26 protein-coding genes are annotated in these 26101 nt (G+C 59.8%); 19 read left to right on the top strand and 7 right to left on the bottom strand.

What is annotated here, in order from left to right:
• Positions 1 to 53: 53 nt before the first annotated feature.
• Positions 54 to 662, bottom strand: coding sequence for a helix-turn-helix domain-containing protein (locus BN3544_RS07020; RefSeq protein WP_155820440.1), 609 nt, complete (start codon positions 660 to 662; stop codon positions 54 to 56).
• 185 nt (positions 663 to 847) lie between these two features.
• On the opposite strand from BN3544_RS07020, the gene BN3544_RS07015 reads away from it, so the two are divergent.
• Both BN3544_RS07015 and BN3544_RS07010 read left to right on the top strand, forming a co-directional pair.
• Positions 848 to 1678, top strand: coding sequence for a lysophospholipid acyltransferase family protein (locus BN3544_RS07015; RefSeq protein ID WP_019429822.1), 831 nt, complete (start codon positions 848 to 850; stop codon positions 1676 to 1678).
• 11 nt (positions 1679 to 1689) lie between these two features.
• Complete coding sequence (locus BN3544_RS07010) at positions 1690 to 2556, top strand: LpxL/LpxP family acyltransferase (protein WP_019429821.1); 867 nt, start codon at positions 1690 to 1692, stop codon at positions 2554 to 2556.
• 10 nt (positions 2557 to 2566) lie between these two features.
• Here the strand turns inward: BN3544_RS07010 and BN3544_RS07005 are convergent, their stop codons facing one another.
• Both BN3544_RS07005 and yihA read right to left on the bottom strand, forming a co-directional pair.
• Positions 2567 to 3523, bottom strand: coding sequence for an alpha/beta fold hydrolase (locus BN3544_RS07005; protein ID WP_019429820.1), 957 nt, complete (start codon positions 3521 to 3523; stop codon positions 2567 to 2569).
• Between the two features lie 60 nt (positions 3524 to 3583).
• Complete coding sequence (yihA, locus tag BN3544_RS07000) at positions 3584 to 4255, bottom strand: ribosome biogenesis GTP-binding protein YihA/YsxC (RefSeq protein WP_155820458.1); 672 nt, start codon at positions 4253 to 4255, stop codon at positions 3584 to 3586.
• Between the two features lie 171 nt (positions 4256 to 4426).
• On the opposite strand from yihA, the gene BN3544_RS06995 reads away from it, so the two are divergent.
• The 5 genes from BN3544_RS06995 (at position 4427) to BN3544_RS06975 (ending at position 10490) form a co-directional block, all read left to right on the top strand.
• Positions 4427 to 5059, top strand: a complete 633-nt coding sequence (locus BN3544_RS06995; protein ID WP_019429818.1) for a c-type cytochrome — start codon at positions 4427 to 4429, stop codon at positions 5057 to 5059.
• A gap of 186 nt (positions 5060 to 5245) precedes the next feature.
• On the top strand, positions 5246 to 7369 hold the full coding sequence (locus tag BN3544_RS06990) for a cytochrome c biogenesis protein ResB (protein ID WP_019429817.1): 2124 nt from the start codon (positions 5246 to 5248) through the stop codon (positions 7367 to 7369).
• Entirely contained in the window at positions 7366 to 8679 is a 1314-nt protein-coding gene (gene ccsB, locus BN3544_RS06985) for a c-type cytochrome biogenesis protein CcsB (protein WP_019429816.1), read from the top strand. Before BN3544_RS06990 ends, ccsB begins: the two co-directional genes overlap by 4 nt.
• Before the next feature lie 175 nt (positions 8680 to 8854).
• Complete coding sequence (msrP, locus tag BN3544_RS06980) at positions 8855 to 9850, top strand: protein-methionine-sulfoxide reductase catalytic subunit MsrP (protein WP_019429815.1); 996 nt, start codon at positions 8855 to 8857, stop codon at positions 9848 to 9850.
• A gap of 28 nt (positions 9851 to 9878) precedes the next feature.
• A complete protein-coding gene (locus tag BN3544_RS06975) occupies positions 9879 to 10490 on the top strand; it encodes a protein-methionine-sulfoxide reductase heme-binding subunit MsrQ (RefSeq protein WP_019429814.1) in 612 nt (203 codons plus the stop codon).
• A 34-nt stretch (positions 10491 to 10524) separates the two neighbouring features.
• Here BN3544_RS06975 and lysA read toward each other — a convergent pair whose 3' ends face one another.
• Positions 10525 to 11823: a diaminopimelate decarboxylase gene (gene lysA / locus BN3544_RS06970; protein ID WP_019429813.1), complete on the bottom strand. Its 1299-nt coding sequence runs from the start codon at positions 11821 to 11823 to the stop codon at positions 10525 to 10527.
• Entirely contained in the window at positions 11820 to 12023 is a 204-nt protein-coding gene (locus tag BN3544_RS14420; RefSeq protein WP_019429812.1) for an LPS translocon maturation chaperone LptM, read from the bottom strand. The genes lysA and BN3544_RS14420 overlap by 4 nt, the downstream gene beginning before the upstream one ends.
• Before the next feature lie 39 nt (positions 12024 to 12062).
• Here BN3544_RS14420 and cyaY point away from each other — a divergent pair, with 39 nt between their 5' ends.
• Positions 12063 to 12392: an iron donor protein CyaY gene (cyaY, locus tag BN3544_RS06960; protein ID WP_019429811.1), complete on the top strand. Its 330-nt coding sequence runs from the start codon at positions 12063 to 12065 to the stop codon at positions 12390 to 12392.
• 57 nt (positions 12393 to 12449) lie between these two features.
• Here the strand turns inward: cyaY and BN3544_RS06955 are convergent, their stop codons facing one another.
• Positions 12450 to 14840, bottom strand: a complete 2391-nt coding sequence (locus BN3544_RS06955; protein ID WP_050999095.1) for a penicillin-binding protein 1A — start codon at positions 14838 to 14840, stop codon at positions 12450 to 12452.
• A 186-nt stretch (positions 14841 to 15026) separates the two neighbouring features.
• Here BN3544_RS06955 and BN3544_RS06950 point away from each other — a divergent pair, with 186 nt between their 5' ends.
• From BN3544_RS06950 to BN3544_RS06905, 10 genes are all read left to right on the top strand, one after another.
• On the top strand, positions 15027 to 15776 hold the full coding sequence (locus tag BN3544_RS06950; protein WP_019429809.1) for a hypothetical protein: 750 nt from the start codon (positions 15027 to 15029) through the stop codon (positions 15774 to 15776).
• The gene (locus tag BN3544_RS06945; RefSeq protein WP_019429808.1) at positions 15776 to 16357 is read left to right on the top strand and encodes a hypothetical protein; all 582 of its coding nucleotides are present in this window, start codon (positions 15776 to 15778) and stop codon (positions 16355 to 16357) included. The genes BN3544_RS06950 and BN3544_RS06945 overlap by 1 nt, the downstream gene beginning before the upstream one ends.
• Before the next feature lie 59 nt (positions 16358 to 16416).
• Positions 16417 to 17457 (top strand): GspMb/PilO family protein, encoded by a 1041-nt coding sequence (locus tag BN3544_RS06940; RefSeq protein WP_155820438.1) that lies wholly within the window; start codon positions 16417 to 16419, stop codon positions 17455 to 17457.
• Complete coding sequence (locus tag BN3544_RS06935) at positions 17457 to 18926, top strand: type IV pilus secretin PilQ (protein ID WP_231733911.1); 1470 nt, start codon at positions 17457 to 17459, stop codon at positions 18924 to 18926. The genes BN3544_RS06940 and BN3544_RS06935 overlap by 1 nt, the downstream gene beginning before the upstream one ends.
• A gap of 127 nt (positions 18927 to 19053) precedes the next feature.
• Positions 19054 to 19611 (top strand): shikimate kinase, encoded by a 558-nt coding sequence (locus tag BN3544_RS06930; protein ID WP_019429805.1) that lies wholly within the window; start codon positions 19054 to 19056, stop codon positions 19609 to 19611.
• Positions 19612 to 19643: 32 nt separating this feature from the next.
• Positions 19644 to 20756, top strand: a complete 1113-nt coding sequence (gene aroB, locus BN3544_RS06925) for a 3-dehydroquinate synthase (RefSeq protein ID WP_019429804.1) — start codon at positions 19644 to 19646, stop codon at positions 20754 to 20756.
• Positions 20757 to 20765: 9 nt separating this feature from the next.
• Positions 20766 to 21941, top strand: a complete 1176-nt coding sequence (locus tag BN3544_RS06920) for a deoxyguanosinetriphosphate triphosphohydrolase (protein ID WP_019429803.1) — start codon at positions 20766 to 20768, stop codon at positions 21939 to 21941.
• A gap of 66 nt (positions 21942 to 22007) precedes the next feature.
• Positions 22008 to 23222 (top strand): MFS transporter, encoded by a 1215-nt coding sequence (locus BN3544_RS06915; RefSeq protein WP_036075013.1) that lies wholly within the window; start codon positions 22008 to 22010, stop codon positions 23220 to 23222.
• Positions 23219 to 23773, top strand: coding sequence for a DUF1415 domain-containing protein (locus BN3544_RS06910; RefSeq protein ID WP_019429801.1), 555 nt, complete (start codon positions 23219 to 23221; stop codon positions 23771 to 23773). Before BN3544_RS06915 ends, BN3544_RS06910 begins: the two co-directional genes overlap by 4 nt.
• Complete coding sequence (locus BN3544_RS06905) at positions 23770 to 24654, top strand: class I SAM-dependent methyltransferase (RefSeq protein ID WP_019429800.1); 885 nt, start codon at positions 23770 to 23772, stop codon at positions 24652 to 24654. The genes BN3544_RS06910 and BN3544_RS06905 overlap by 4 nt, the downstream gene beginning before the upstream one ends.
• Here BN3544_RS06905 and BN3544_RS06900 read toward each other — a convergent pair.
• Positions 24635 to 24880 (bottom strand): helix-turn-helix domain-containing protein, encoded by a 246-nt coding sequence (locus tag BN3544_RS06900; protein ID WP_019429799.1) that lies wholly within the window; start codon positions 24878 to 24880, stop codon positions 24635 to 24637. The genes BN3544_RS06905 and BN3544_RS06900 overlap by 20 nt on opposite strands.
• Before the next feature lie 417 nt (positions 24881 to 25297).
• Here BN3544_RS06900 and BN3544_RS06895 point away from each other — a divergent pair, with 417 nt between their 5' ends.
• Positions 25298 to 26026: an REP-associated tyrosine transposase gene (locus BN3544_RS06895; RefSeq protein WP_019429798.1), complete on the top strand. Its 729-nt coding sequence runs from the start codon at positions 25298 to 25300 to the stop codon at positions 26024 to 26026.
• Positions 26027 to 26101: the final 75 nt, after the last annotated feature.

Genomic DNA, 26101 nt, shown 5'->3' with positions numbered 1-26101 from the left:
CACTCAACTCCATCGAGTGCTAATGATAAGGGCATTTGGACTTATTTCAAGTGCTAAGCCGCCATTGGGGTGTTTTCACGGAGGGTGTTGGGCTCATCCGAATCTGCGTCGTGGGCGTGCGCCGTGCCCAAAAGGTAGCCAAAAACGAGGTCGCTGCTGATGTCGCCCTCAAACAGGCTGATTTTTGGGGACAAGTGCAAAGGGCTGCTGGGCGGCAGTTCTCTGCTGTTGTAGACCACGATGTGGGCGGTGTGCATCAGTTTTTCTTGTAAATCAAGCGGCGAAGTGTGCAACCACGGAATCCGGGCATCGATGAAAAAAGCCCCCACAGTCTGGTGAATGCCCAACAGATCCAAAGGGTGGGTGATGACCTTGACCTGCTCCCATTGGCCCAATTTGCTCAAAGCAACGGGTTGGTGTTGGCTGTCGTGCAAAACGCAAATTAAAGGGCTGACGGCCTCGGTTGTTGACGTCTGGCAGCCATGCTGCTTGCAATACTGACTGAGAGACGAGGACAAAATTCGGCGGTGTCCCCCTTGAGTGATAAAGGCTTTGAAGATGCCGTTTTCCACCATGCGCTGGACGGTGCCCACCGACAGGCCCAGCACTTTGGCTGCTTGGCTGGTGCTGAAATAGGCTTGATTGATGTGGGTGTTTTTCATGTTGAATTCTTCAAGTGAGGCGTACAAAGCGAGGTTTGAAGTTTTTGGGACCTTTGAATGTTATGGCGCGCTTTGCTGCTGCGGTGGGGCATGAACCAGTAGCGGAATGAACAAAAACAGGTAGCCGCCCTCTGCCTTGTCCGGTTTGTCGATGCCGTTGTCAGTTCAGGGCAAAATCACCCCCCATGCTCAGTTGGTTCCGTTTCTTTTCCCGATGGCCCTTGTGGGCCCTGCACGCTCTTGGCAGCGTGGGGGGCTGGCTGGCTTGGTGTTTTTCGGGGCATTACAGACGTCGGTTTTTGGACAATGCGCGCCGTGCCGGTCTGGGCTGGGGCGCTGTTTGGCAAGCCGTGGGGCAAGCCGGACGCATGTCGGCAGAACTGCCGCGTTTGTGGCTGGGCAGCACGCCGCCTGTGGTTTGGGCCGAAGACCGCGCCGCAGTGGAGGCGTATGCCAGCGGCCAAGGCGTGTTGTTCTTGACCCCGCACATGGGTTGCTTCGAGATCACGGCCCAGGCCTTGGCCTTGCGGTTTTCTGCGCAACATGGCCCTTTGACTGTGCTGTACCGTCCCGCCCGCCATGCCGGTTTGGGCGAAGTCATGACTTTGGCTCGCCAGCGCACTGGGCTGGAAGCGGTGCCCACTACTTTGGCGGGCGTTCGGAGCATGATCAAGGCGCTGCGTTCGGGGCGTGCGGTGGGTTTGCTGCCTGACCAGGTGCCGCCTGAGGGCATGGGGCAGTGGGCCCCGTTTTTTGGCCAGTCGGCATACACCATGACACTGGCCACCCGGCTGGCTTTGCAAACCGGTGCCCGGGTGGTGTTGATCTGGGGTGAGCGCTTGCCATGGGGGCGCGGCTACCGTTTGCACACCCAGGCCTTGGGTCACGCCCTGTCAGACGATCTGGACACTGCGGTGGTGCAGATCAATCAGGCCATGGAGGCCATGATCTTGCAATGCCCTTCTCAGTACATCTGGGGCTATGCCCGTTACAAGAATCCCCGGCCCCAGGCCTGAGCGGAAATCACATGGTGAATTTGCTGATCGCTTTTTTGCGCCTTTTTGCGCGCCTGCCTTTGTCTTGGGTCAGGGCTGCTGGTTATGGGCTGGGGTGGTTGCTCTGGCATGTGGCTGGCAAGCGCCGCCGGATTGTGCTGGTCAATTTGCAAAAGTGCCTGCCTGAGTTGTCTGCCGCCGAACGCGAGGCTTTGGCCTTTCGGCACTTTATTTTGTTTGGACAGTCGGTGATGGACCGTGCCTGGCTTTGGCACGCGCCCGAGGCCTTGGTGCGGCAACGCCTGCGCTGGGTGGGCGACTTGCCCGCTTTGCAAGCGCCAGGCCCCTTGGTCATGTTTGCCCCGCATTTTGTCGGACTGGATGCGGGCGGCCTGGCGGTATCGCTGGATGTGCCCGGGCCGGTGGCTTTCATTTTTGTGGGGCAGTCGCGTCCGGCGGTCGAGGCTTGGGTGCGCCAGGGGCGTGAGCGGTCAGGCAATGTACGACCCTATTTTCGGCATCAGGGCATGCGCCAAATTTTGGCGGGCATCAAAAAAGGCGAGCCTTTGCACCTGTCGCCCGACATGGATTTTGGGCGCACTGAGTCGATTTTTGTGCCTTTCATGGGCGTTGAAAAAGCAGCCACAGTGCCCTCGCTGTCGCGCTTGTCCAAGGTGGCCGGAGCCCGTGTGGTGCCGGTGGTCACGCGCATGACGCCAGCGGGCTACGACATCGAAGTGCATGCGCCACTGGACAACTTTCCCACGGCCGATCTGGTGCAAGACACCACCCGCATGAACGCGCTGTTGGCCGACTGGGTGCGCACCATGCCCGAGCAGTATTACTGGGTGCACAAGCGCTTCAAGACGCGGCCCGAGGGCGATCCAGGCTTTTATTGAGCGCCACGTTTCACTCGGGCTGTGGCTTCAGAAAGGCCGCTATTTCTGAGCGCACCCGCGCCACTTGTTCGTGCACCACCCAGTGCGTGGCCTGCGCGATGGGCACCAACTTCAAGTCGGGGATGTGCGAGTCAAGTCCCTCGGTCAGGCAGGGCAGCAATGCCACATCGTCTTGCGCCCACAGCACCAGCGTGGGCACGTCAATCTGCAGCGCCTCAGGCGGAATCTGCACAGCCGAAGCCGCCGGATCTTGTGCGGTGGCTGGCCGCAAGGGCGAAGCGCGGTAGTAATTGAGGCCGCCTTGCAAACCATGCTGCCAGACTTGGCGGTATTGGGCTTTCACTTCGGGCGTGAGCCAATCCGGATCTGTCGGTGCGCGAAGGCCGTCTGCGGCCGATGCAGCCGTGGCGTGTTGGCCGGTCAAAAAAGCAAACAAGCCTTCAAAGTCGTTAGTGGCCAACTGAGTTGCGGCATCGGCTTGGACCAGAAAATTCATGTACGCGCTGGCCGCTTGTTGTGCCGGATGGCTTTGCAGGGCCTTGAGCAAAGGACCGGGATGGGGCGAGTTGATGATGACCAGTTGGTCCAATTGCTCGGGGTGCTGGTTGGCCAGGCTCCAGGCCACAGCGCCACCCCAGTCGTGGGCCACTAACGCGGCCAGTGGGGTTTGGCCAGACTCCGCCTCGATCAATGCCACGATATCCTGCACCAGATACTTGGCCCGATAGGCCTTGACATCTTCGGGGGTGCTGGAGCGTTCGTAGCCGCGCAGATTGGGCGCCACGCAGCGGTAGCCGCCGTTTGCGGGTTTTGCAAAGTGGATTAGCAAAGTGTCCCAAACCCAAGCCGCTTCGGGAAAGCCGTGCAGGAACATCAGCACTGGCCGGCCTTTTTCACCGCAAGCACGGCAGCTCAAGGTGATGCCGTGGGGCAGTTCTTGCTGCCAGGTTTGAATGTCTGGGTGCATCGGGAACACGCGGCATCACTCCTTGTGCGGCGGTGATCCAGTGAGCTCAGCAGCTGGAGTTCACTCGTCCAGGGCTTCGGGTTCTGCTTCGGGCGGCTCGGTCGGCGAAGGCGAAGGCGCTGTGCCCGCGGAGGGGTGAGTCCAGTCCCACAGCAACTTGGCCACCTCGTCGACGCCTTGTTTTTTCAGGGCCGAGAAGAGTTTCACCTCGCCGCCGCCCGCTTGCAGTCGCGCAATCGACAAGGCCTTGGCCTGTTCGGCGCGGGTCAGCTTGTCGGCTTTGGTCAAGATGATCAAAAACTTCAGGCCTTCTTCGACCCGGGGGCGGATGACTTCGAGCAGGATGTCGTCCAGCTCAGTCAGGCCATGGCGCGGGTCGCACATCATGACGATGCCGGTCAGGTTTTCGCGGCTGACCAAATAGTTGGCCATGACCTGCTGCCAGCGCAGCTTGTCCATTTTGGCCACGGCGGCGTAGCCGTAGCCGGGCAAGTCGGCCAACACCGTGTCAGTGATGCCCTGTTTGCCCAGTGCAAACAGATTGATGTGCTGGGTGCGGCCGGGTTTTTTGGACGCAAAAGCCAGCTGTTTTTTCTGCGTCAAGGTGTTGATGCAAGTGGACTTGCCCGCATTAGATCGACCCACAAAGGCGATTTCAGGGGTGTCCATCTCGGGCAAATGGTGCAGCTGCGCGGCGGTGGTCAGAAAGCGGGCGGTGTGCATCCAGCCCATGGGCGTGACCGCCGGTGGGGTGGCGGGCGCGGCTTGGGGCGAGGGGGTGGAAACGCGGGGGCTGGAGCTCATAAATCAGGGGGACCTTGGGTCGTCAGGAAACTGACGCAGACCTCATTGTAGAATCCTTGGGTTTTGCGCCCCCATTCTTCCAACTATTGGACGACGCCCATGAAGTCTCTTGCCTCTTTCCTGATGTCCGTCACCCTGTCCGCCGTTGTGGCAGGTTCTGCTTTGGCCAATCCCGCAGCGGCCCCGGCTGCTGCCAAGCCTGATTTGGCCAAGGGCGAAGCCGCATTTGCGATGTGCGTGGCTTGCCACGCCGCTGACGGCAATTCGACCACGCCGGTCAACCCCAAGCTGTCGCAGCAACACCCCGAATATCTGATCAAGCAGTTGCATGAATTCAAGTCAGGCAAACGCGCCAACGCTGTGATGAGCGGCATGGTGGCTGGCTTGAGCGACGACGACATGCGCAACATCGCTTACTGGCTCGCATCCAAGCAAGCCAAGCCCGGTTTTGCCAAAGAAAAAGACACCGTGGCCTTGGGTGAGCGCATTTACCGTGGTGGCATTCCAGACCGCCAGATCGCCGCTTGCGCCAGCTGCCACTCGCCTAACGGCGCTGGCATGCCTGCCCAGTACCCCCGCATGTCTGGCCAGCACGCCGACTACACCGCAGCCCAGTTGGTGCAATTCCGTGACGGTATTCGCAAGAACAGCGTCCAGATGACTCAGGTCGCAGCCAAGCTGAACGACCGTGAAATCAAGGCCGTGTCCGATTACATCGCCGGTTTGCGTTGAGCTGCCACCCCGCGCCACTACCCAAGGCATTCCCCTGAGTCAATGGGGTCTTCAGCCCGTGATCAGCTGCCTGAGCCACAATCAGGCCCCCGGCTGTGACGTGACAATCAAGGTCGGATTTCCGGCCTTTTTTGTTTGTGGCGGGCCCTTGGTCCGCTTTTGTTTGTCTGTGGACACCTTTTCACCATGACGTCTGTAGCCTCCAGCCCTGAATCTGAACGTGACTCGCCCCGCTGGCAAGCTGTGCTGGAGCTCCTGTCGTCGATGCGGTTCGCGATTTCGCTGCTGACCATCATTTGCATTGCGTCGGTCATTGGCACGGTGCTCAAACAAAACGAACCTGCCACCAATTACGTCAACCAGTTCGGGCCTTTTTGGGCCGAATTTTTTGCCACCCTGAAACTGAATGCGGTGTACAGCGCATGGTGGTTTTTGCTGATTTTGGCGTTCTTGGTGCTCAGCACCAGCTTGTGCATTGCGCGCAACACGCCCAAGATCCTGGCCGATCTCAAGACGTACAAAGAAAACATCCGTGAGCAAAGCCTGAAGGCTTTTCATCACAAGGCTGAGGGCAGTCTGCACGACGCGCCCGAAGCGGCTGCTCACCGCTTGGGGGAGTTGCTGGCCACCGGCGGCTGGAAGGTGAAATTGCAATCGCGCGAGACCCCGCAAGGCACCGGCTGGATGCTGGCGGCCAAGGCGGGCGCGGCCAACAAACTCGGTTACATCGCGGCGCACTCGGCCATTGTGTTGGTGTGCGTGGGCGGTTTGCTCGATGGCGATTTGATGGTGCGTGCCCAGATGTGGTTTGGCGGCAAAGCGGTTTACAGCGGTGGCGGCTTGATCGCCGATGTGCCCGCGCAGCACCGCTTGTCTGAGCGCAACCCGGCTTTCCGAGGCAATCTGATGGTGGCCGAAGACACGGCTTCGAGCACTGCCATCTTGAGCCAATCCAGCGGCATCTTGTTGCAAGACCTGCCCTTTACGATCGAACTCAAGAAATTCATCGTCGAGTATTACTCGACTGGCATGCCCAAGCTGTTTGCCAGCGACATCGTGATCCACGACAAAGCCACGGGCGAGAAAAAAGACGCCCGCGTCGAAGTCAACCACCCTGCCAGCTACAAAGGCATCGAAATTTACCAGTCGAGCTTTGACGACGGTGGCTCTAGCGTCAAGCTGCAGGCCGTGCCCATGGCTGCAGCCACACGGGCTTTTGAAGTCAACGGCACGATCGGTGGCAGCACCGAGCTGAGCAATGGGCCCGAGAAAATGAGCCTCGAGTTCACCGGCCTGCGCGTCATCAACGTGGAAAACATGTCGGGCAACGGCGCACAAGGGCAGGGCGTGGACGTGCGCAAAGTCGATTTGCGCAGCGCCATTGACCAGCGCATGGGATCGGGCCACAAAACCACCCAAACGAAAGAACTGCGCAACGTGGGCCCGAGCGTGAGCTACAAGCTGCGCGACGCTGCAGGCCAGGCCCGTGAATACAACAACTACATGCTGCCGGTGGACGCGGGCGACGGCGTGCCGGTGTTTTTGCTGGGCATGCGTGAGAAACCAAGTGAGCCTTATCGCTACTTGCGCCCGCCAGCCGATGAAGACGGCAATCTGGACGGATTCCTCCGCTTGCGTTCGGCCTTGGCCGATGCCAGCTTGCGCGAGCGTGCGGTGCAACGGTATGCCCGCAAGGCGGTCGACCCGCAGCGGCCAGAATTGACGCAGCAGTTGGCCGGTTCGGCCGCCCGCGCTTTGGGCTTGTTTGCTGGGCTTGAGTCGGTGCAGGGCAAAAAAGTGGCAGGCTTGCAAGCGTTGGCCGATTTTCTGGAAGTCAACGTACCCGAGGCTGAACGCGCCCGAGCAGGCGAGATGTTTGTGCGCATCCTGAACGGCACCCTGCTGGAGCTGGATGCTGTGGCGCGTGAGCAGGCGGCCGCCAAACCGTTGCCCGCTGACAAGGTGCAAGGCTTCATGTCGCAGTCGGTGCTGGCGCTGAGCGACGCGCCGTTTTACCCCGCGCCCATGACGTTCTTGTTGAAAGACTTCAAGCAGGTCCAGGCCAGCGTGTTTCAGGTGGCCAGAGCCCCAGGCAAAAATGTGGTCTATTTGGGCTGCTTTTTTCTGATCCTGGGTGTTTTTGCGATGCTCTACGTGCGTGAGCGCCGCCTGTGGGTGTGGCTGGCCCCCCAAGCGGGTGGCTCGCAAGCCACCTTGGCCCTGTCGTCCAATCGCAAAACCATGGACATGGACCGTGAATTTGACCAACTGAGTGCCCGTTTGCTGGGACGTCCCGAGAAAAACCAATGACGACTACTGTGACTTTGAACCCCGGTTACTTCTCTCGCCGCAGTACCCTTGACTGGGGCTTTGCCGTGCTGGCGCTGCTGGGCATGCTGTTTGCCTTCAGCCGTTACAGCCAGGCGATGGACGTTTACGAGCAAGGCATCTTGGTGGCCAGTGTGCCGGCGGCTGTTGCCTTGGCCTGGTTTTGGCGCCCTATGCGCACGCTGATGCTGGTGGTGGCGGGCTTGTCCTTGTTCGCCATCAACGCCTATCAGGGCGATTTGGCGCGTGCCGAGCAGGTGTTCTGGCTGAAGTATTTCCTGTCCAGCCAATCTGCCATTTTGTGGATGAGCATGGTGTTTTTCATCAGCACCGTGTTTTATTGGGCGGGCATGTTCATTCGCGGTCAAGGCGACACCCTTGAAACCTTGGGTAGCCGCATGGCCTGGGTGGCCGTGGCATTGGCTTTGATCGGCACCATGGTGCGCTGGTACGAGAGCTACTTGATCGGTGCCGATGTGGGCCACATTCCGGTCAGCAATCTGTACGAAGTGTTTGTCATGTTTTGCTGGATGACGGCTGGCTTTTACCTGTATTACGAAAACCATTACCGCACCCGCGCTTTGGGCGCATTTGTGATGCTGGTGGTCAGCGCAGCGGTTGGCTTTTTGCTGTGGTACACCTTGGTGCGAGAGGCACACGCCATCCAGCCCTTGGTGCCCGCCCTCAAAAGTTGGTGGATGAAGCTGCATGTGCCTGCGAACTTCATTGGCTATGGCACCTTTGCACTGGCGGCGATGGTGGCCTTTGCCTACCTGATCAAGCAAACCGCCGGCGAGACCCGTTGGTACAAGCTCGCGCCCCTGTGGTTGCTGGGGATTGTCTTGTGCTTTGAGCCGGTGGTGTTCCGCAAGTCTCCTACCGAAGGCGGCAGTGGCTACTGGATGGTCTATTTCGGCATTTCGGCCCTGATCGTGGCCAGTATTTTGTTCGGCCGTCGCCGCATTGCCGAGCGCTTGCCGTCTTTTGAAATTTTGGACGATGTGATGTACAAATCCATCGCCGTGGGCTTCGCCTTTTTCACCATCGCCACCGTGCTGGGTGCCCTGTGGGCGGCCGAGGCCTGGGGCGGTTACTGGAGCTGGGACCCGAAAGAAACTTGGGCCTTGATCGTCTGGCTCAACTACGCAGCCTGGTTGCACATGCGCCTGATGAAGGGCCTGCGCGGCACGGTGGCCGCTTGGTGGGCCTTGATGGGCTTGGCCGTCACCACCTTTGCGTTTTTGGGTGTCAACATGTTCTTGAGCGGCTTGCACAGCTACGGCACGCTCTGATCTTGTCACGCTCAGAGCTTGCTTTGGCCTGTGCCTTTTGTAGGCAGAGCTATGCCTTAGTCCCTTGTGATCACCGCTTGCCAGCAGTGGGCTTGCCCGGCAGACGCTGCTTTGGCGAGGGTTTCTGAAAAAGTCCAGAATACGACGCTGTCTCTAGCCTTTAATAGGACCGTCCATGATCATTCAGACAGACAATTCAGGTTTTCGGCACCCCATTGCGAGCGAAATCACCTCCGAATCGAACTACCAGACTCGGCGCGACCTCATCCGCAACCTGGCCGCAGGCTCTGCGGGCTTGGCTTTGACAGCCTGGGGCGCACGCGAGGCGCATGCACAAACGCCCCATGCAGGGCAGTTGGCCGCTCTCGCTTCAAAGCCCTCGGCGGTGCCCGGTGCCCTGACCATGGACAAGCTCACGGCCTACAAAGACGCCACCAGTTACAACAACTTCTACGAATTTGGCACCGATAAATCCGACCCCGCCAAGCGTGCCCATACCTTAGTCACCCAGCCATGGACGGTGGCGATCGAGGGCTTGGTCAAAAAGCCGGGCCGCTATGGCTTGGAAGACTTGATGAAGCTCAGCGCCATGGAAGAGCGCATTTACCGTCTGCGCTGTGTAGAAGGCTGGTCGATGGTGATCCCTTGGATTGGCTATTCGCTGGCCGAATTGATCCGTAAGGTGGAGCCCCAGCCGGGGGCTCAATTTGTGGAGTTCATCACGCAGTCTGACCCCAAGACCATGCCCGGTGTGCGCGGTGGCGCGCTGGATTGGCCTTATGTCGAAGCCCTGCGCATGGACGAAGCCATGCATCCCTTGACCTTGCTGGCTTTTGGCATGTATGGCGAAGTCATGCCCAAGCAAAACGGAGCTCCGCTGCGTTTGGTGGTGCCTTGGAAATACGGCTTCAAGAGCGGCAAAAGCCTGGTCAAAATCCGCTTCACCGACAAGCAGCCCGTGTCGTCGTGGGAAAAGGCCGCACCGCAAGAATATGGTTTTTATTCCAATGTGAACCCGAACGTGGACCACCCGCGCTGGAGCCAGGCCACCGAGCGCCGCATTGGCGAAGATGGTTTGTTGGCCAAAAAACGCAAAACGCTGATGTTCAACGGTTATGAAGCGCAAGTGGGGCAGCTTTACGCGGGCATGGACTTGAAGAAGTTTTTTTGATGCCTATTCGGGCGCAAGCGTTGCAGGCATGAGAGCGGCCCTCCGCCATCCGGCCGCTTGGTGGGCGCTGTTGCTCATCGGCTTGCTGCCGTTCTTCTGCTTGGTCGTTTTGACGCTGCAAGACCAGTTAGGGGCCAATCCGACCGAATATTTGACCCGGGCGACGGGCGATTGGACTTTGCGCAGTTTGTGCGTGGTGCTGGCGGTGACGCCCTTGCGGGTGATGTCAGGCTGGCCAGAGTGGCTGCGCTTTCGCCGAATGCTGGGCTTGCTCACTTATTTATATGCGGTGCTGCACTTGGCTTGCTATGCCTGGTTTGACATGGGGCTGGACTTGGCCGACATCTTGGCCGACATCCCCAAGCGCACCTTCATTTTGGTGGGCTTTGCCGCTTGGTTGCTGCTGACGGCCATGGCCTTGACCTCATTCAATCGGGCCATTCGCTGGCTGGGTGGGCTGCGTTGGCGAGCGCTGCACCGCAGTGTGTATGCAGTGGCCCTGTTGGCGGTGCTGCATTTTTGGTGGATGCGAGCGGGCAAAAACAATTTTGCCGAAGTGCTGGTGTATGCCGCAGTGCTGGCCTTGCTGTTGGCTTGGCGCGTCTGGCGTCGCTGGCGTCAGGCCGCTCAGCCGGGGTGATGGGCCAGGGGCATCGCCCCCTGGCACTCACAGATCAAACCAGTTGTTCCAGCGCAAAGGTGTCGAACGCTGATTCGCGCTGACGGATCAAGTGGGCCTGCGTGCCGTCCACCAAAATCTCAGCCGCGCGACCGCGCGTGTTGTAGTTGCTGGCCATGCTCATGCAATAAGCACCCGCCGACAACACGGCCAAGGTATCACCGGCTTGTACCAGCAGTTGACGGTCGCGGCCGAGCCAGTCGCCACTCTCGCACACCGGCCCCACGATGTCGTACAGCGTGCCATCGGCGTTGGCAGAGCCCGCGCGGGGTGTGACCGGCACGATCTGGTGAAAGGCTTGGTACATCGCCGGGCGGGGCAAGTCGTTCATCGCAGCGTCCACGATGCAAAAGTTTTTTTGCTCGCCGGGTTTGAGGTACAGCACTTCCGTCAGGCACACGCCAGCGTTGCCCACCAGCGAGCGGCCTGGCTCGATCATGATGGGGCGCTGGCCGTAGCCGCGGGCGTCCAGCTTGGCCAGCAGCTGTGCCCACAGCGCATCGGCCTCAGGCGGAGTGTCGCCGTTGTAGTTGATGCCCAGACCACCACCAAAGTCGATGTGCGCGATCGGGATGCCTGCCGCTTCGATCTCGCCCACCAAGTCCAGCACGCGGTCCATGGCATCCAGGTAAGGCGTGGTTTCGGTGATTTGTGAGCCGATGTGGCAGTCGATGCCCACGACTTTCAGGCCCGGTAAGTGGGCCGCATGGCGGTAGGCGCGCAGGGCATCTTCGTGCGCAATGCCGAATTTGTTGCCTTTGAGACCCGTCGAAATGTAGGGATGGGTCTTGGCATCTACATTGGGGTTCACGCGCAAGCTGACCGGGGCTTGCTTGCCCAGTTGGAGCGCCACATCGTTGAGCACGTCGAGTTCGGCTTCGCTTTCGACGTTGAAGCAACCGATGCCCACTTGCAGGGCCTGCTTCATCTCATGGCGGGTTTTGCCGACGCCCGAAAAAATGACTTTCGCCGGGTCTGCACCAGCGGCCAGCACGCGGGCCAGTTCGCCGCCCGAGACGGTGTCAAAACCGCAACCGGCTTGCGCAAAGACTTGCAACACGGCCAAGGTGGAGTTGGCTTTCATGGCGTAGCAAATTTGGGCTTGGCGTCCGGCAAAGCCGCGCTGGTAGGCGGTCAGCGCCGACAGCATGGCCGCTTTCGAATAGACAAAAAGCGGCGTGCCATGTTCGCGGGCCAGATCGGACAGGCGAACGCCTTCCACCATGAGTTGATCGCCCAGGTAGGCGATGTGGGGTTGGCCGGGCAAGTTTGTGGGGGTGACAATGGCGTTCATTGGGGTGCGGCAGTGGTTGCTTCGGGGGCGGTAACGGGGCTTGTGGTCGGGGCGCTGGAGGGCGCTGTCGCAGGCCAGAGCTTCAAGGTTTGATGCAGGGGCGCGCGACCGGCAGACTCCGGGGTGCTGGGCAAAACCAAGGCCCCTTTTTGACCGCAAGCGGTCAACATCGCCGCACCACCTGCAAGGGCATGCGCCATGACTAGAATCTTCAATACCTTCAACATGCAGCGATTGTAATGACCGACCTTGAATTTCTGGACCAAGCTGAACGTCTGCTCGCGGGCGTGGAGATCAGCAGCGATCGCCTGAACGACGACACCGACGCCGATATCGACAACCAGCGCACCGGGGGCATGGTCACTCTCACCTTTCCTAACCGCAGCCAGATCGTGATCAACCTTCAAAAGCCCCTGCACGAGGTGTGGTTGGCAGCCCGTTGCGGTGGTTTCCATTACAAGTTTGACGGTGCCCATTGGATGGACACCAAGGGTCAGGGTGAGTTTTGGGAAAGCCTGTCGCGTTACGCGTCAGAACAAGCCGGTCAAAGCCTGTTCTTCAAGCCCTGAGCAGGGGGCCATGCACAAGGCGCTGGCCTCGTGCATCCGGTTGGGCGTTGCCAGCCTTCAGTTTCTGAATAAATCCAGAATCCGGTTGCGTTCTTCGGCAGGTGGTGTGGCATTGCGACTTTGGCTCGAGCCATCTCCACCGGTGCCCAATGTGCTGATCGCTCCGCCTTTGGCGTATTCCTCGTACATCCAGTCGCCACCGACGTTCACCAGACCCTCGGGAACGGCGGGCTCTGAAACCGGGATATTGCGCAAAGCCGTTTCCATGAAATTGATCCAGACAGGCAAGCTCAAGCCGCCACCCGTTTCGCGGTCACCCAGCTTGCGCGGGGTGTCGTACCCGATCCACACCACCGCGGCCAGATTGGGTTGGTAGCCCGCAAACCACGCGTCCATCGCGTCGTTGGTCGTGCCGGTTTTGCCATAAATATCAGGGCGTTTGAGTGTGGCCTGAGCGCGAGCGGCAGTGCCTGAGCGTGTCACTTCTTGCAACAAACTGGTCATGACAAATGCATTGCGTGCGGGAATGGCCGAGGATGCTTCATCCATTTGCACGGCGGCAGGGCTGTCTACCAGCACCCGGTCTTTGAAATCGGTGATGCGTGTAATCAGGTGCGGCTGAACCCGATGGCCGCCGTTGGCGAACACCGAGTAGCCCGTGGCCATTTGCATCGGTGTGACCGAACCCGCGCCCAGCGCCATCGTCAAATAAGCCGGGTGCTTGTCTTCGTCGAAACCAAAACGGGTGATCCATTCTTGGGCAGGGCGTGCGCCGACCGCTTGCAATACCCGAATCGAGACCATGTTTTTCGATTTCGCCAAACCGGTGCGCAGGCTCATCGGGCCATCAAATTTGCCGTCGTAGTTCTTGGGCTCCCAAGGCTGCCCGCCTGTCACGCCACTGTCGAAAAACAAGGGCGCATCGTTGACCACGGTGGCTGGGGTGAAGCCTTTTTCCAGTGCCGCGGAGTAAATAAAGGGTTTGAAGCTGGAGCCCGGTTGACGCCAGGCCTGAGTGACGTGGTTGAATTTGTTTTTGCCAAAATCAAAGCCCCCGACCAAGGCGCGGATGGCGCCGCTCCGCGGCGTGAGTGCCACCAAAGCACCTTCGACTTCGGGCAGTTGGGTGATTTCCCATGCACCTTTGGTGGTTTGAGTGACGCGGATCAAAGCGCCTTTGCGCACCTGTTTGGCCGGTGGGGTCTTGTCAGACAGCCCGGATTGCACGGGTTTGAGGCCATCGCCTGTGATGCTGATCTGTTCGCCGTTTTGGCGAACCACCACCACTTTGCGTGGAGAGGCTTCTAGCACCACTGCCGACAGCACATCACCGTTGTCGGGATGGTCTTCTAGCGCGTCATCGATCGCGTCTTCCATCTTTTTGGGGTCGGCGGGCAGGTCGATGAATTTTTCGGGGCCGCGGTAAATTTGGCGGCGTTCAAAATCCATGATGCCTTGGCGCAGCGCTCTGTAAGCGGCTATTTGCTCGGCCGATTGGACGGTGGTGTAGACGTTCAGGCCGCGTGTGTAGGTTTCTTGACCATATTGGGCAAAAACCATTTGCCGCACAGTTTCGGCCAAATATTCGGCATGAAGGATTTTTTTGTCCGCAGCAGACCGCAGCTTGAGCGGCTCGGCTTTGGCCGCTTTGGCTTCGGCCGCAGAGATGTACTTGCTGTCTTCCATCCGTTCGATGATGTACAGCTGGCGCGAGCGGGCGCGTTTGGGGTTGCTGATCGGGTTGTAGGCCGATGGGGCTTTGGGCAAGCCCGCCAGCATGGCGGCTTCAGCGATGGTGATCTCTTTGAGCGGTTTGCCAAAATAAATTTCGCACGCCGATGCAAAACCATAGGCCCGGTTGCCCAAGAAAATCTGGTTCATGTAGATCTCAAGGATCTGGTCCTTGGTCAACATGTGTTCGAGCTTGTAGGTCAGCAAAATTTCATAAATTTTGCGGGTGTAAGTTTTCTCGGATGACAGGTACACATTGCGGGCCACCTGCATGGTGATGGTCGATGCGCCCTGGCTTTTCACGCGGCCAATGTTGGCCACACCTGCACGCAAAATGCCCAGGTAGTCCACGCCGCCGTGCTGGTAGAAGCGGTTGTCCTCGATGGACAGGACCGCGTCTTTCATCACCTGAGGGATGTCCTTGAAGGGCGTGAGGTTGCGGCGCTCTTCACCAAACTCGCCCATCAGTTGGCCGTCTTCTGTGAAGACACGCAAAGGCAGCTTCGGCTTGTAATCGGCCAAGTCTGAAATGTCGGGCAAGTTGGGGTAAGCGATGACCATGGCCACACCCACCACCATCAGGATGGACACCAACCCAGCGGCCGCCAGGCCCATGGCCCACGCAGCCAATTTGACAAGCCATGACAGAGCGTTTGGCGCTGGGGCCTGCTCTTTGCGAGGTTGCTTTTCTGGAGAGGCGGTGTCTTTGTAGGGCATAGGTGGGCTGTTGGGGCAGCCAACAAGGTGCGGGCTGCTCGCCATTATAAAAATCCTGGGCACAGCGCTAGGAAGTTTGAAAATAAAAATGAATTAATTGGTTTTAGAAAAATTGTCACCAAAGCTGATTCATGTTACAAAACCTCTCTTGGAAGGCCATTCCGGCCACTTCCCAGGAGGCTTGGCATGCAGGCATTGGCGCAGTGGTGGCAGCGATTGACTTCCCGATCGGTTCATCAAGCATGGGGTTTGGCCCCGCAGGGAGTGGCATGGGCCCTGGTGGGTCTGGCCCGACAAAACCATGAGCTGGCCAGGGTCCACACCACCTTGTCATTGCAGGCACCCGCCCACTCAGGTTTGCTGGATCTGGCTTGGTTGAGCCATGCCTTGCGCCAAAACGGGCGTTTGCGTGGCGGATTCATGCATCGTTTGAACATGGCTTTTCCTGCCGCCCATTTGCAAGAGGGCATCATTCATTTCCCGGCGCAGTTGCCCGAACAAGATTGGCCTTATGAGGTGCAGCTGGAGGTGTCTCAGGCGCTCCAGTTGGCACCCGATGAGGTGAGTTTTGACTTTGCACCCGAGCCGTTGACCAAGGGACTGGTGCAGCGAGTTCACTGGATCGGTTGCGCACAGGCGCACATGCTTGAGTTTAAAAACTGCACGCGTGCGGCAGGCTGGCGCTTGGCCGCCGTCGAATCTGAAGCCCAAGCTGCATGGCGTGGCGTTCGCGCATTGCAGGGCGGCGTGTCCAGTTTGTTGACCCAAGCCCCTCAAGATTGGCAATTTCGACTGAGAATTCAGAGCAGCGCCATTCCGGCGAGTGCGCTCATGGATTCAGACGCGGCGATGGAAGAGGCCATCGGGCAAGTTTTGAGCTCGCCGACAGGGGCCCGTTTGGTCGCGTCGGGTCTTGCACTGAAAGCCTGGCAGTGATGCGCGCACTGAACTTGCTGCATTACCCCACTTTGGCTCGGCAACAAAAGGTGTTCCACCGTTGGTGGAGCAGCCTGGCGGGCTTGTTGTTGGGTGGCGCTGTGGCTTGGGGGTGGTTGCAATGGCAAGACATTCAGACGCTGCGTCTGCAGCAAACGCAAAGTCTCCTGCAAACGAGCTTGGCCACGCGCCATCAGCAGGCCAAAGAAGCCTTGCAGGGCCAAACTCAACTGCGCTTGCAAGCTGCGCAGCTGGTGCAGCTGAGGCAGATCGCGCAGCATCAGCAGGCTTGGGCATCGCTGCACGACCTGTTGCAAATGGAAGCAGGGCGCAGCGGTTTGCAATTGGGCCGCTTGCAGTCAGATGCTGAAAAAATCGAATTGCATGGCACGACCGCCGATGTGGCTGCGATGACCGATGCCCAGCAACGGCTGACCGACCAGCTCGATCATCCCTTGGGGTTGGTGAGCATCACCACCGGGCCCCATGCCAGCGTGGACTTTGTCTGGCAAACCCATTTACCCGCAGTGCAGGGGGTTTCAAGCGCCCCGCTTTCACGCGCATCGGGACCGAAGCCATGAACCCGGATTCAGTCGATGGTGTTCAACTCCCGTTGGCACACGGGTTGTCAAGGGATGCCTTGAACTGGCCCCACTGGCAACGCTTGGCTGAACGCTTTTTGCGCCGATGGGGGTTTGCGCTGTCTGGTTTGGTTTTGGGCTTATGGGGTGTTTGGGTGGCTCAGTTGCAGGTCAGTGAGGACCATTCACGCGTCGCGCAGGCGGTAGCGCATTTACACCAACAGCTGGCCGCCGTGCCTGCGGGTTTGTCGGGCCCACCTGCGAAGGCTTTGTCGCCCGACCAGCAGAGCATGCTGGCGAGCTTGCCGGGTGAGGCTCGGCAAGCGCAAATCTGGGACGATTTGCAACAAGCATTGACGGGGCACGGATTGCGCCTGCTGTCTTTGCGCCCATTGCCGCCTACCCCGGCCGATGCGGCTGGCGGGCGTTTGCCCAGCCAAGCGGTGGCGGTGCGTTTGGTGGGCCGTTTTGAGGATTGGTCGAGCGTGTGGTCTACCTTGACGCAAGCTGGACCCGTGTGTTCCATCGACCGAATCAGCGTGGCGGCGACGGCCAACCCGGCAGAGGTCCAGATCGAAGCGTTGCTGCGCGTCTGGACCCGCCCAGGTGCCGTGGGCGTGCACTCGCTGATGCCGCCAGAGGGGACATGGGTCGCCTCCGTCATGGCGGCACACCGCCAGTCTGGCCACCTTGAACCGGTCTTGTTTGCGCAGGCCAGGGGTTCAGGGCCCCTGGCTGATGGCGCGGTTGTGCGCTTGGCGGCTTCGGCCGATCACAGCGACGCAAGCGGATCGGGTGTTGCGGGGGTATCAGGGGCCGCGATTGAAGACGCGAATGCAGTGCCCGAAGACCCTCGTCAGTGGCCATTGGCGCGTGTGCGTTTGATCGGGCTTTGGCAACAAGGCGAGGATCGACAGGCGATTTTGTCGGCAGGGCCGCATTGGGCTCGAGTGACTCAGGGCCAACGTGTCACGCAAGAAGGGCACCGCGTCGCTGCTATCACCGATGCCGGTGTGAGCTTGCGCTTGGCGCGGGGGCCTATGTTGGTGCTCGGTTGGGACGAACGGCGTGACGAAACAAAAGACAGGATCAAGCGATGATGACCTTCAAAAAATCTGGCGCTCGTGGGTGCTTAGGTTGGGGCCTGTGGGGGTGCCTGAGTTGTGGCGCCTTCGGTGTTGCGCTGTCGTCATTGGCGCAAACGCCCGAAGCGCTTGCGCCGCAGCCGTCGTCGGTGGTCGGTATGACTTCGGTGGTCCCCGGGCTTGTGCCTGGTTTTGTGCCGGGCGGCAAGCCGATCAGCCTGAACTTTCAGAATATCGACATCAAAGCGCTGTTGCAGGTTTTTGCTGATTTTTCGGGCCTGAATGTGGTGCCGACCGACAGCGTGAGTGGGCCCGTGAGCGTGCGTTTAAACGATGTGCCGTGGCAGCAAGCCCTGGGCATTGTGTTGCAGTCCAAAGGCCTGATTTCGCGTCAGGAGGGCCGTGTTTTGTGGGTGGCACCACAAGGCGAATGGGCCTTGCGTGAAAAAAAACAACTCGACGCCCAAGCTGCACTGGACGCTGTGAGCCCTTTGCAAATGCTGTCCTTGCGTTTGCAATATGCCCGCGCCACCGAAGTGGCGCAGCGTTTGCAAGGCGGCGCAGCAGGCAGCAGCGGGGGGCGTTGGTTGAGTGCTCGCGGCAGTGTATTGGCCGAGCCTCGGACCAACCAGATTTTCATTTCAGACCTGCCCGTTCGTTTGCTGGATATTGAAAAAGTGCTGGCTCAGTTGGATGTTCCGGTGCGGCAGGTCCTGATCGAGGCCCGCATCGTTGAAGCCGATGACCAGTTTGGCCAATCGCTCGGGGTGCGGCTGGGGGCAGGTCTGGCGATCCCCATGAAGGTGCAAGGCCGGTCCAACACCCTGGCCCTGGGGGCCAACAACCAGCCCGCAGCGGCCGGCACAGTGGCTGGCAATCAGGTCAACCTGCCTGCAGGATTGGCCGGACAAACGCTCAACAACCCGGCCACTTTTGCCGTATCGCTGTTCAACGCCGCCGCCGATCGGTTCATCAATGTGGAAATTTCGGCTTTGGAGGCAGCAGGTTTGGGCAAGGTGGTGTCGCGGCCCCGCGTGGTCACAGCCGACCAGACCAAGGCCTTGATCGAGCAGGGCACCGAGCTGCCTTATCAAATCGCCGTGGGCACTGGCGTGACCGCCATTTCTTTCAGAAAGGCCAACCTCAAGCTCGAGGTGACGCCCCAAATCACCCCCGATGGTTCTGTTGTGCTGGATGTGGACGTGAACCGCGACAGCGTCGGGCAACTCACGCCGGCGGGTTATGCCATCAACACCAAGCATGTGAAGACCCAGGTGCGGGTGGAAGACGGTGGCACCGTGGTGCTGGGCGGCATTTACGAAGAAACCAACCGCAGCGACGAAGCCAAAGTCCCCGGTTTGGGCGATGTGCCTGGCTTGGGCTGGCTGTTTAAAAACCGCGATCAGACCCGACGCAAAAGCGAGTTGTTGATTTTCCTGACGCCTCGGGTGGTGGCCGATGGCCCTGCCGCACTGCCACCCTGAAGCAGGGTTCCCTCTGACCTTTGCCTAAAGGGCCATGCGGGTCAAGCCGGTCGAATACACTTGCAGGCTCTGAAGCGCTGGCCATTTTTTTGTGTGGTCAAGCCGATATTTCCAGTGTGAGACTTCCTTGAGCATCATTTTCGTGGGCCTTCCAGGCTCGGGCAAAACCACCATTGGCCGGCAGCTGGCACGCCGTCTGGGGCTGCCCTTTGTCGATTCCGACCATGTGATCGAGCACCGTCTGGGCTGCTCGATCCGGGAATTCTTTGCCCGCGAAGGTGAAGACAGCTTCCGCGACGTCGAGCAACAGGTGCTTGACGATCTGACCCAAACCCATAAGGGCGTGATCGCCACCGGGGGCGGTTCTGTCTTGCGCGAAGCCAACCGCCGCCATTTGCGCGAGCGCGGCCATGTGATTTACCTGCGGTCCACGCCTGAAGACGTGTTTCGCCGTGTGCGCCACGACACTGCGCGGCCTTTGTTGCAGGTGGATGACCCGCTCAGCCGTTTGCGGACTTTGTTTGAAGCGCGAGACCCGCTGTACCGCGATGCTGCCCACTTTGTCATCGAAACCGGACGCCCTTCGGTGGCCACGCTGGTCAACATGATCGTCATGCAGCTGGAGTTGGCAGGCCATTTGCCCGCGCCAAAGCCAGCCCCCAACCAACCCGCGGCCAGCGCCTGAACCACAGGCCAAAGCCCCTACACTTGGGGGCTATGTCAGAGCACACCCCCACCCTTGAACAGGTCACCATTTCGCTGGACGACCGCAGTTACGACATCCACATTGGCCAAGGCCTGATGGGCCGCCCAGGCACTTGGGCCGGGCTGCCCAAAGCGCAGACGGCCATGATCGTGACCAACGAGACCATTGCCCCGTTGTACGAAGCCGCTTTGCGCAAGGCCATCGCTGCACACTACAAGCAGGTGCACACCGTGGTCTTGCCCGATGGCGAGGCCCACAAAGACTGGCAGACCTTGAACCTGATTTTTGACGCACTGCTGTCCAAAGGCTGCGACCGCAAGACCGTGTTGTTTGCCTTGGGCGGTGGCGTGATCGGCGACATGACTGGCTTTGCGGCTGCCAGCTACATGCGTGGCGTGCCTTTTGTGCAGGTGCCGACCACGCTTTTGTCGCAGGTCGACTCGTCGGTGGGCGGCAAAACCGCCATCAACCACCCGCTGGGCAAAAACATGATCGGCGCTTTTTACCAGCCGGTGCGTGTGGTCTGTGACCTGAACAGCTTGCAAACCTTGCCGCCACGCGAGCTGAGCGCGGGCTTGGCCGAAGTCATCAAATACGGCCCGATTGCCGACATGGCGTTTTTGGACTGGATCGAGGCGAACATCGACGCCCTCATCGCGCAAGAGCCGCAAGCGCTGGCCCATGCGGTCAAACGCAGCTGCGAGATCAAGGCCTGGGTGGTCGGGCAAGACGAACGCGAAGCGGGCCTGCGGGCCATCTTGAACTTTGGCCACACCTTTGGCCACGCCATCGAAGCCGGTCTGGGCTTTGGTGTTTGGCTGCACGGCGAGGCCGTGGGCTGTGGCATGGTCATGGCGGCCGAGTTGTCACACCGTTTGGGCCAAGTCGATGCCGCTTTTGTCGCGCGTTTGCGTGCCTTGATCGAACGCGCCGGATTGCCCGTGCGTGGCCCGGTCATCGATGCCAGTGACAACGCGGGGCATTACATCGAACACATGCGCCTCGATAAAAAAGCCGTGGGCGGCGACATCCAGTTTGTGGTGATCGACGGCCCCGGCCACGCCGCCGTCTGCGGCGCACCCGACGCCTTGGTGCGCGACGTGATCAACGCGTGCTGCGCCTAAAGCCTTGCCATGCCACTGAGTGAAATGGCTGAACTGCCGGGCCAAGCAGGCGGCCTGTTGTCGGCGCTGGCTTGCGACCCAGCGCAAAGCCGAGGCCGACGCCACCCCGAGCCTGCCGCGCCCACGCGCAATGCCTACCAAAGAGACCGCGACCGCATCGTGCATTCCACCGCGTTTCGGCGCTTGGTTTACAAGACGCAGGTGTTCTTGAACCACGAAGGCGATTTGTTCCGCACGCGCTTGACGCATTCGCTGGAGGTGGCGCAGCTGGGCCGTTCGATTGCCCGCGCGCTGGGGCTCCACGAAGATTTGGTGGAGGCCGTGGCGCTGGCGCACGACCTGGGCCACACGCCGTTTGGCCATGCTGGGCAAGATGCGCTGAACGCGTGCATGGCCGAGCACGGCGGCTTTGAGCACAACCTGCAAAGCCTGCGCGTGGTGGACCAACTGGAAGAGCGATACCCCGCGTTTGATGGCCTGAACCTGAGTTTTGAAACCCGCGAAGGCGTGCTCAAACATTGCTCGCGAGCCAACGCCGAGCAACTGGAGCTGGCCGAGCCGGGCGGGGTGGGGCGCCGCTTCATCGATCGCACCCAGCCCAGCTTGGAAGCGCAGTTGTGCAATTTGGCCGACGCGATTGCGTACAACGCGCACGACATCGACGACGGCGTGCGCTCGGGCCTGATCAGCATCGAGCAATTGCTGCAGGTCGAGTTGTTTGCGCATTACCACCAGCAGGCAGTGTGCGAACACCCGGCGCTGGCGCACAAGCCCCGCCGGCTTTTGTACGAGACCATCCGTCGCATGCTGAGCGACCAGGTGTATGACGTGATCGACACCACCCGCCAGGCCGTGGCGCTGGCAGGGGTGCAAAGCGCAGACGAAGCCCGCTTGGCCGGACCTTTGGTGGGCTTCAGTCCGCAGATGAAAGCCCGCACGGGCGAGTTGAAGAAGTTTTTGTTTGCCAGTCTGTATCGCCATCCGCAAGTGATGCAAACCACCGGCCAGGCCCAGCAAGCCGTGCGCGAATTGTTTGAGGCCTATGTGCGCCAGCCCAGCGAAATGCCCAGCGACTTTGCGGCCAGCGCCGATCTGCACCGCAGCGTGGCCGATTACATTGCGGGCATGACCGACCGCTTTGCCCTGCGCGAACACGAACGCCTGACCGGGCGCAAGCTGCTGTGAGCCTATTGAGCGGTCTTTGTGGGAGCGAGCCCTTGCTCGCGAATGTGCGAGCAGTCAAGGCTTGTGATGACTGCCCGATGTTCTGACCGCGCCGCCTGGCTGGTCGTGCTGGCCGGGGGCGTGGCGGCCTTGCAGGTCGGCAAACTCCCACCTGCTTTGCCCGCGCTGCAGGCTGAGCTGGGCCTGACGCTGGTGCAGTCCGGTTTCCTCTTGTCCATCGTTCAGTTGGCGGGTTTGAGTCTGGCCGTGTTCATGGGTTTGTGGGCCGACGGCATGGGCCTCAAACGCAGCATGGTGCGCGGCCTGTGCCTGCTGGCGCTGGCCAGTGGTTTGGGCGGTTTGGCCACCTCGGTCACCTCTTTGCTGGCGCTGCGGGCCATCGAAGGCCTGGGCTTTTTGCTGGTCGCTTTGCCTGCCCCCGCCTTGATCCGCCGCTTGGTGCCGCCTGCGCAGCTGTCCGGCATGTTGGGGGTGTGGGGCGCGTACATGCCCACGGGCACCGCGCTGGCTTTGTTGGCGGGGCCGCTGTTCATTCCGGCCTGGGGTTGGAGCGCATGGTGGTGGTGGTTTTCCGCCGTGTCGCTGGCCATGGCCGTGTGGCTGTGGCGCAGCGTCCCTGCCGATCCCAGCGCGGCGCTGGTCACGGCGGGGCAGGGCGCATGCGCCCGCTTGCACCGCACATTGAGCACGCGCGGCCCCTGGTTGGTGGCACTCACTTTTGCCATGTATTCGGGCCAGTGGTTGGCGGTGGTTGGGTTTTTGCCCTCGATCTATGCCGCAGCGGGTGTGAGCGGGGCTGTGCTGGGCGTGCTCACAGCCTTGGCGGCAGCGGTTAACATCGTGGGCAACATGGCCTCGGGCCGTTTGCTGCAAAGCGGTTGGGCAGCTCGCGCTACGCTGTGGCTGGGCTTTGGTGCGATGGCGCTGGGCAGCACGGTGGCCTTTGCCTCGTTCACCGAAGGCCTCCCTTGGCTGCGTTTTGCCGGAGTGCTGCTGTTTTCGGGTGTGGGCGGGTTGGTGCCGGGTACCTTGTTCAGTCTGGCTGTGCGCCTGGCCCCGGGTGAACAGCAAGTGGCCACCACCGTGGGCTGGGTGCAGCAACTGTCGGCCTTGGGCCAGTTTGTCGGGCCGCCCGTGGTGGCCAGCGTGGCCGCAACTGCAGGCGGCTGGCAGCTCACGCCGCTGGTCACCGTGGGGTGCTGTGTGGTCGGCGCGGCCTTGGCTTGGGCGGCTGGGCGAGAGCTGGAGCGACAAACGATGCAGGCACAATCTCGCCCATGACCGATATGAACACCCCCGAAATCGCCGACACCGTTCGCTGGCTCGAACGCGCCGTGATAGGCCTGAACCTGTGCCCATTTGCCAAAGCCCCGCATGTGAAGGGCCAAATCCACTATGTGGTGAGCGAGGCCAAAGGCCTTGAAGGTTTGCGTGACGAGTTGATCGAGCAGTTGCAGGCGCTGGCCGCCATGCCCGCCGAAGAGCGTGAGACCGTGCTCTTGATCGTGCCGCAGATGCTGCAGGATTTTCTGGAGTTCAACGATTTTCTGGACGAAGCCGATGCGGTGCTGCAAGAGCTGGACATGGAGGGCGAATTTCAGGTGGCGAGTTTTCACCCGCAGTTCCAGTTTGCCGACACCGAGCCGGATGACATTGGCAATTTCACCAACCGCTCGCCCTACCCCACGCTGCATTTGCTGCGTGAGGAAAGCATCGACCGGGCGGTGGAGGCTTTTCCTGAAGCCGAAATGATTTACGAGACCAATATGGCGACCCTGGAAAAGCTGGGTGCCGAGGGCTGGAAAAAGCTGGCTGTCGGTCCCACACCATGAAAACTCCCACACGCGCTCCCAAGACGCCCTCCGCCAGCCCTGCCGCATTGCCCCCCGAAGTGCGCCCCGGCCAGTCGGTCGAATTGCTCAAGCAACTGCACATCCTCACGCGCGATGGCAAGCTCAACCAGGATTCGCGTCGCAAGCTCAAACAGGTCTACCACCTGTTCCAGTTCATCGAAAAGCTGCTGCTCGAACTGCCCGCCAGCGAGGCTGGCCCGACACTGGCCGACCACGGTGCAGGCAAGTCGTATTTGGGTTTCATCGTTTACGACTTGTTTTTCAAAGCCTTGGGCCAAGGCACGATTTATGGCATCGAGACGCGCAGCGAATTGGTCGAATCGTCCAAAGCCTTGGCCCAGCGTCTGCTGTTTGAGCGGATGCAGTTTCTCAACCTGAGTGTGGCCGAATCGGCCCAAAGCAGCGCGCTGCCACCGCAAATCGACGTGGTCACCGCGCTGCACGCCTGCGACACCGCCACCGACGATGCCATTGCCTTTGGCCTGCTAAAGAAGGCCAAATACATGGTGCTGGTGCCTTGCTGTCAGGCTGAATTGGCCCGGGCGCTGAACCACAACAAGGCGTTGAATTTGCAGCGCACGCCCTTGGCTGAGTTGTGGCGGCACCCCTTGCACACACGCGAAGTGGGCAGCCAACTCACCAACGTGCTGCGCTGCCTGTACCTGGAGTCACAAGGCTATCAAGTCACCGTGACCGAACTGGTGGGCTGGGAGCACAGCATGAAGAATGAACTGATTTTGGCCAAATACACCGGTCAGAAAAAACGCGCCTCGGGCGAGCGCCTGCTGGCGCTGCTCAAGGAGTTTGGCATTGATGGGTTAGCTTTTTTGCGCTACCCGTCTACAGTCCAGCTGAACTGAGCAGTTGCGAAGGTTTGACATGGAGAGCCTCAGCTATTTTTTTGAGGCCCATCAAAGTCAGATTATGTTCTCCGCGTTCCACGCCGCCCATGTAAGAGCGGTCAAGCTCGGCATTGTGTGCCAGTGCTTCTTGTGAAATGCCCGATTCAAGCCGCAAATTTTTAATGACCAACCCCAAAGCCTTAAGGTCTTCGTTGCCAGCATGTTTTGGTGAGGGCTTTGCCATGCCCGCGATAATTCTTTGTTGACGGACATAAAACCACGGGATAAAATACCCAAACCGTTCAATTGGCGGTCATTTCTAGAAAGGATAACTGTGAAACTCATTACAAAATTCGCATTGGGCTTGGCATTGATTTCAGGTTTATCAATTGCATTTGCACAGTCATGCAAACCCGGTGAAAAAGTGCGCTGCACAAAACAAGGTAACCAAACAACTTGTGAATGCACATATTGGTGAATTTATTCAAGTTGCCCTCTTGATTTAGGTTGACGCCTAAAGCTTGAAGAGACTTCAGTTTTTTCTGCAAAAAGACGCCCGATGCAATGTATCGGGCGTCTTTTTTCCGCGAGTAATGGTGGTGATAGGTTTAATCGGGGTCAGATCCCAATTAAACTGGCCTCTCTTTCAGTGAACTCCAATATGGCCCGCCAACCCCGCCTCACCGTTGCCGCTTACCCGCACCATGTCATCCAGCGCGGCAATGACCGTCAGCCCATCGTGCGCGACGATGCCGATCGTGAGCGTTTGCTGGCCCTTTGGCAAGAACACGCACAGGCTTTCAAGGTGGCCATTCATGCCTGGGTGATCATGGACAACCACTTTCATTTGTTGGTCACACCCGAAACGGATGAGGGTTTGCCAAAAATGATGCAGGCGGTGGGTCGGGCCTATGTGCGCTACTTCAATCTGCGCCATCAACGTACCGGCACATTGTGGGAGGGCCGTTACCGCAGCAATTTGATTGAGAGTGAGCGCTATCTTTTGGCTTGCATGGTCTACATAGACCTGAACCCCGTTCGTGCGGGCATGGTGGCGCAATCGGCGGACTTCAAGTGGTCCAGCCACAGGCACTGTATTGGTCAGGCGAGTGCCCCATGGGTGACCCCGCACGCCCTGTTTTGGGGCTTGGGCAACACGCCGTTTGCACGCGAGGCCGCTTATGCCGAGCTGGTTCAGGCGGGTTTGGCCTTGTCGGACAAAGACAAGCTGAGCCGCAGTGCCTTATCGGGTTGGGCGTTGGGTTCGGACGAATTTGTGAGTGAGTTGCAGCAATCCACGACGCGCCGCCTGGTGCCGGGCAAGGCCGGTCGACCTTTTAAAAAGACAGTGAATTTAACCTGTCCCCAATTGATTGGCCGTCTTGGTTAACCTTGAAATAATTGGGATCTGACCCCAATTAATTTTCTTGGCATGGATGCTGCAGTGCACTACACTCTTCAGTCT

Origin of the sequence: Limnohabitans sp. Rim47 (assembly GCF_001517545.1) — a bacterium.
Lineage (GTDB): Bacteria > Pseudomonadota > Gammaproteobacteria > Burkholderiales > Burkholderiaceae_C > Limnohabitans_A.
Note: the sequence above shows the minus strand (reverse complement) of the source record. Positions and strands in the feature narration are given on the sequence as shown.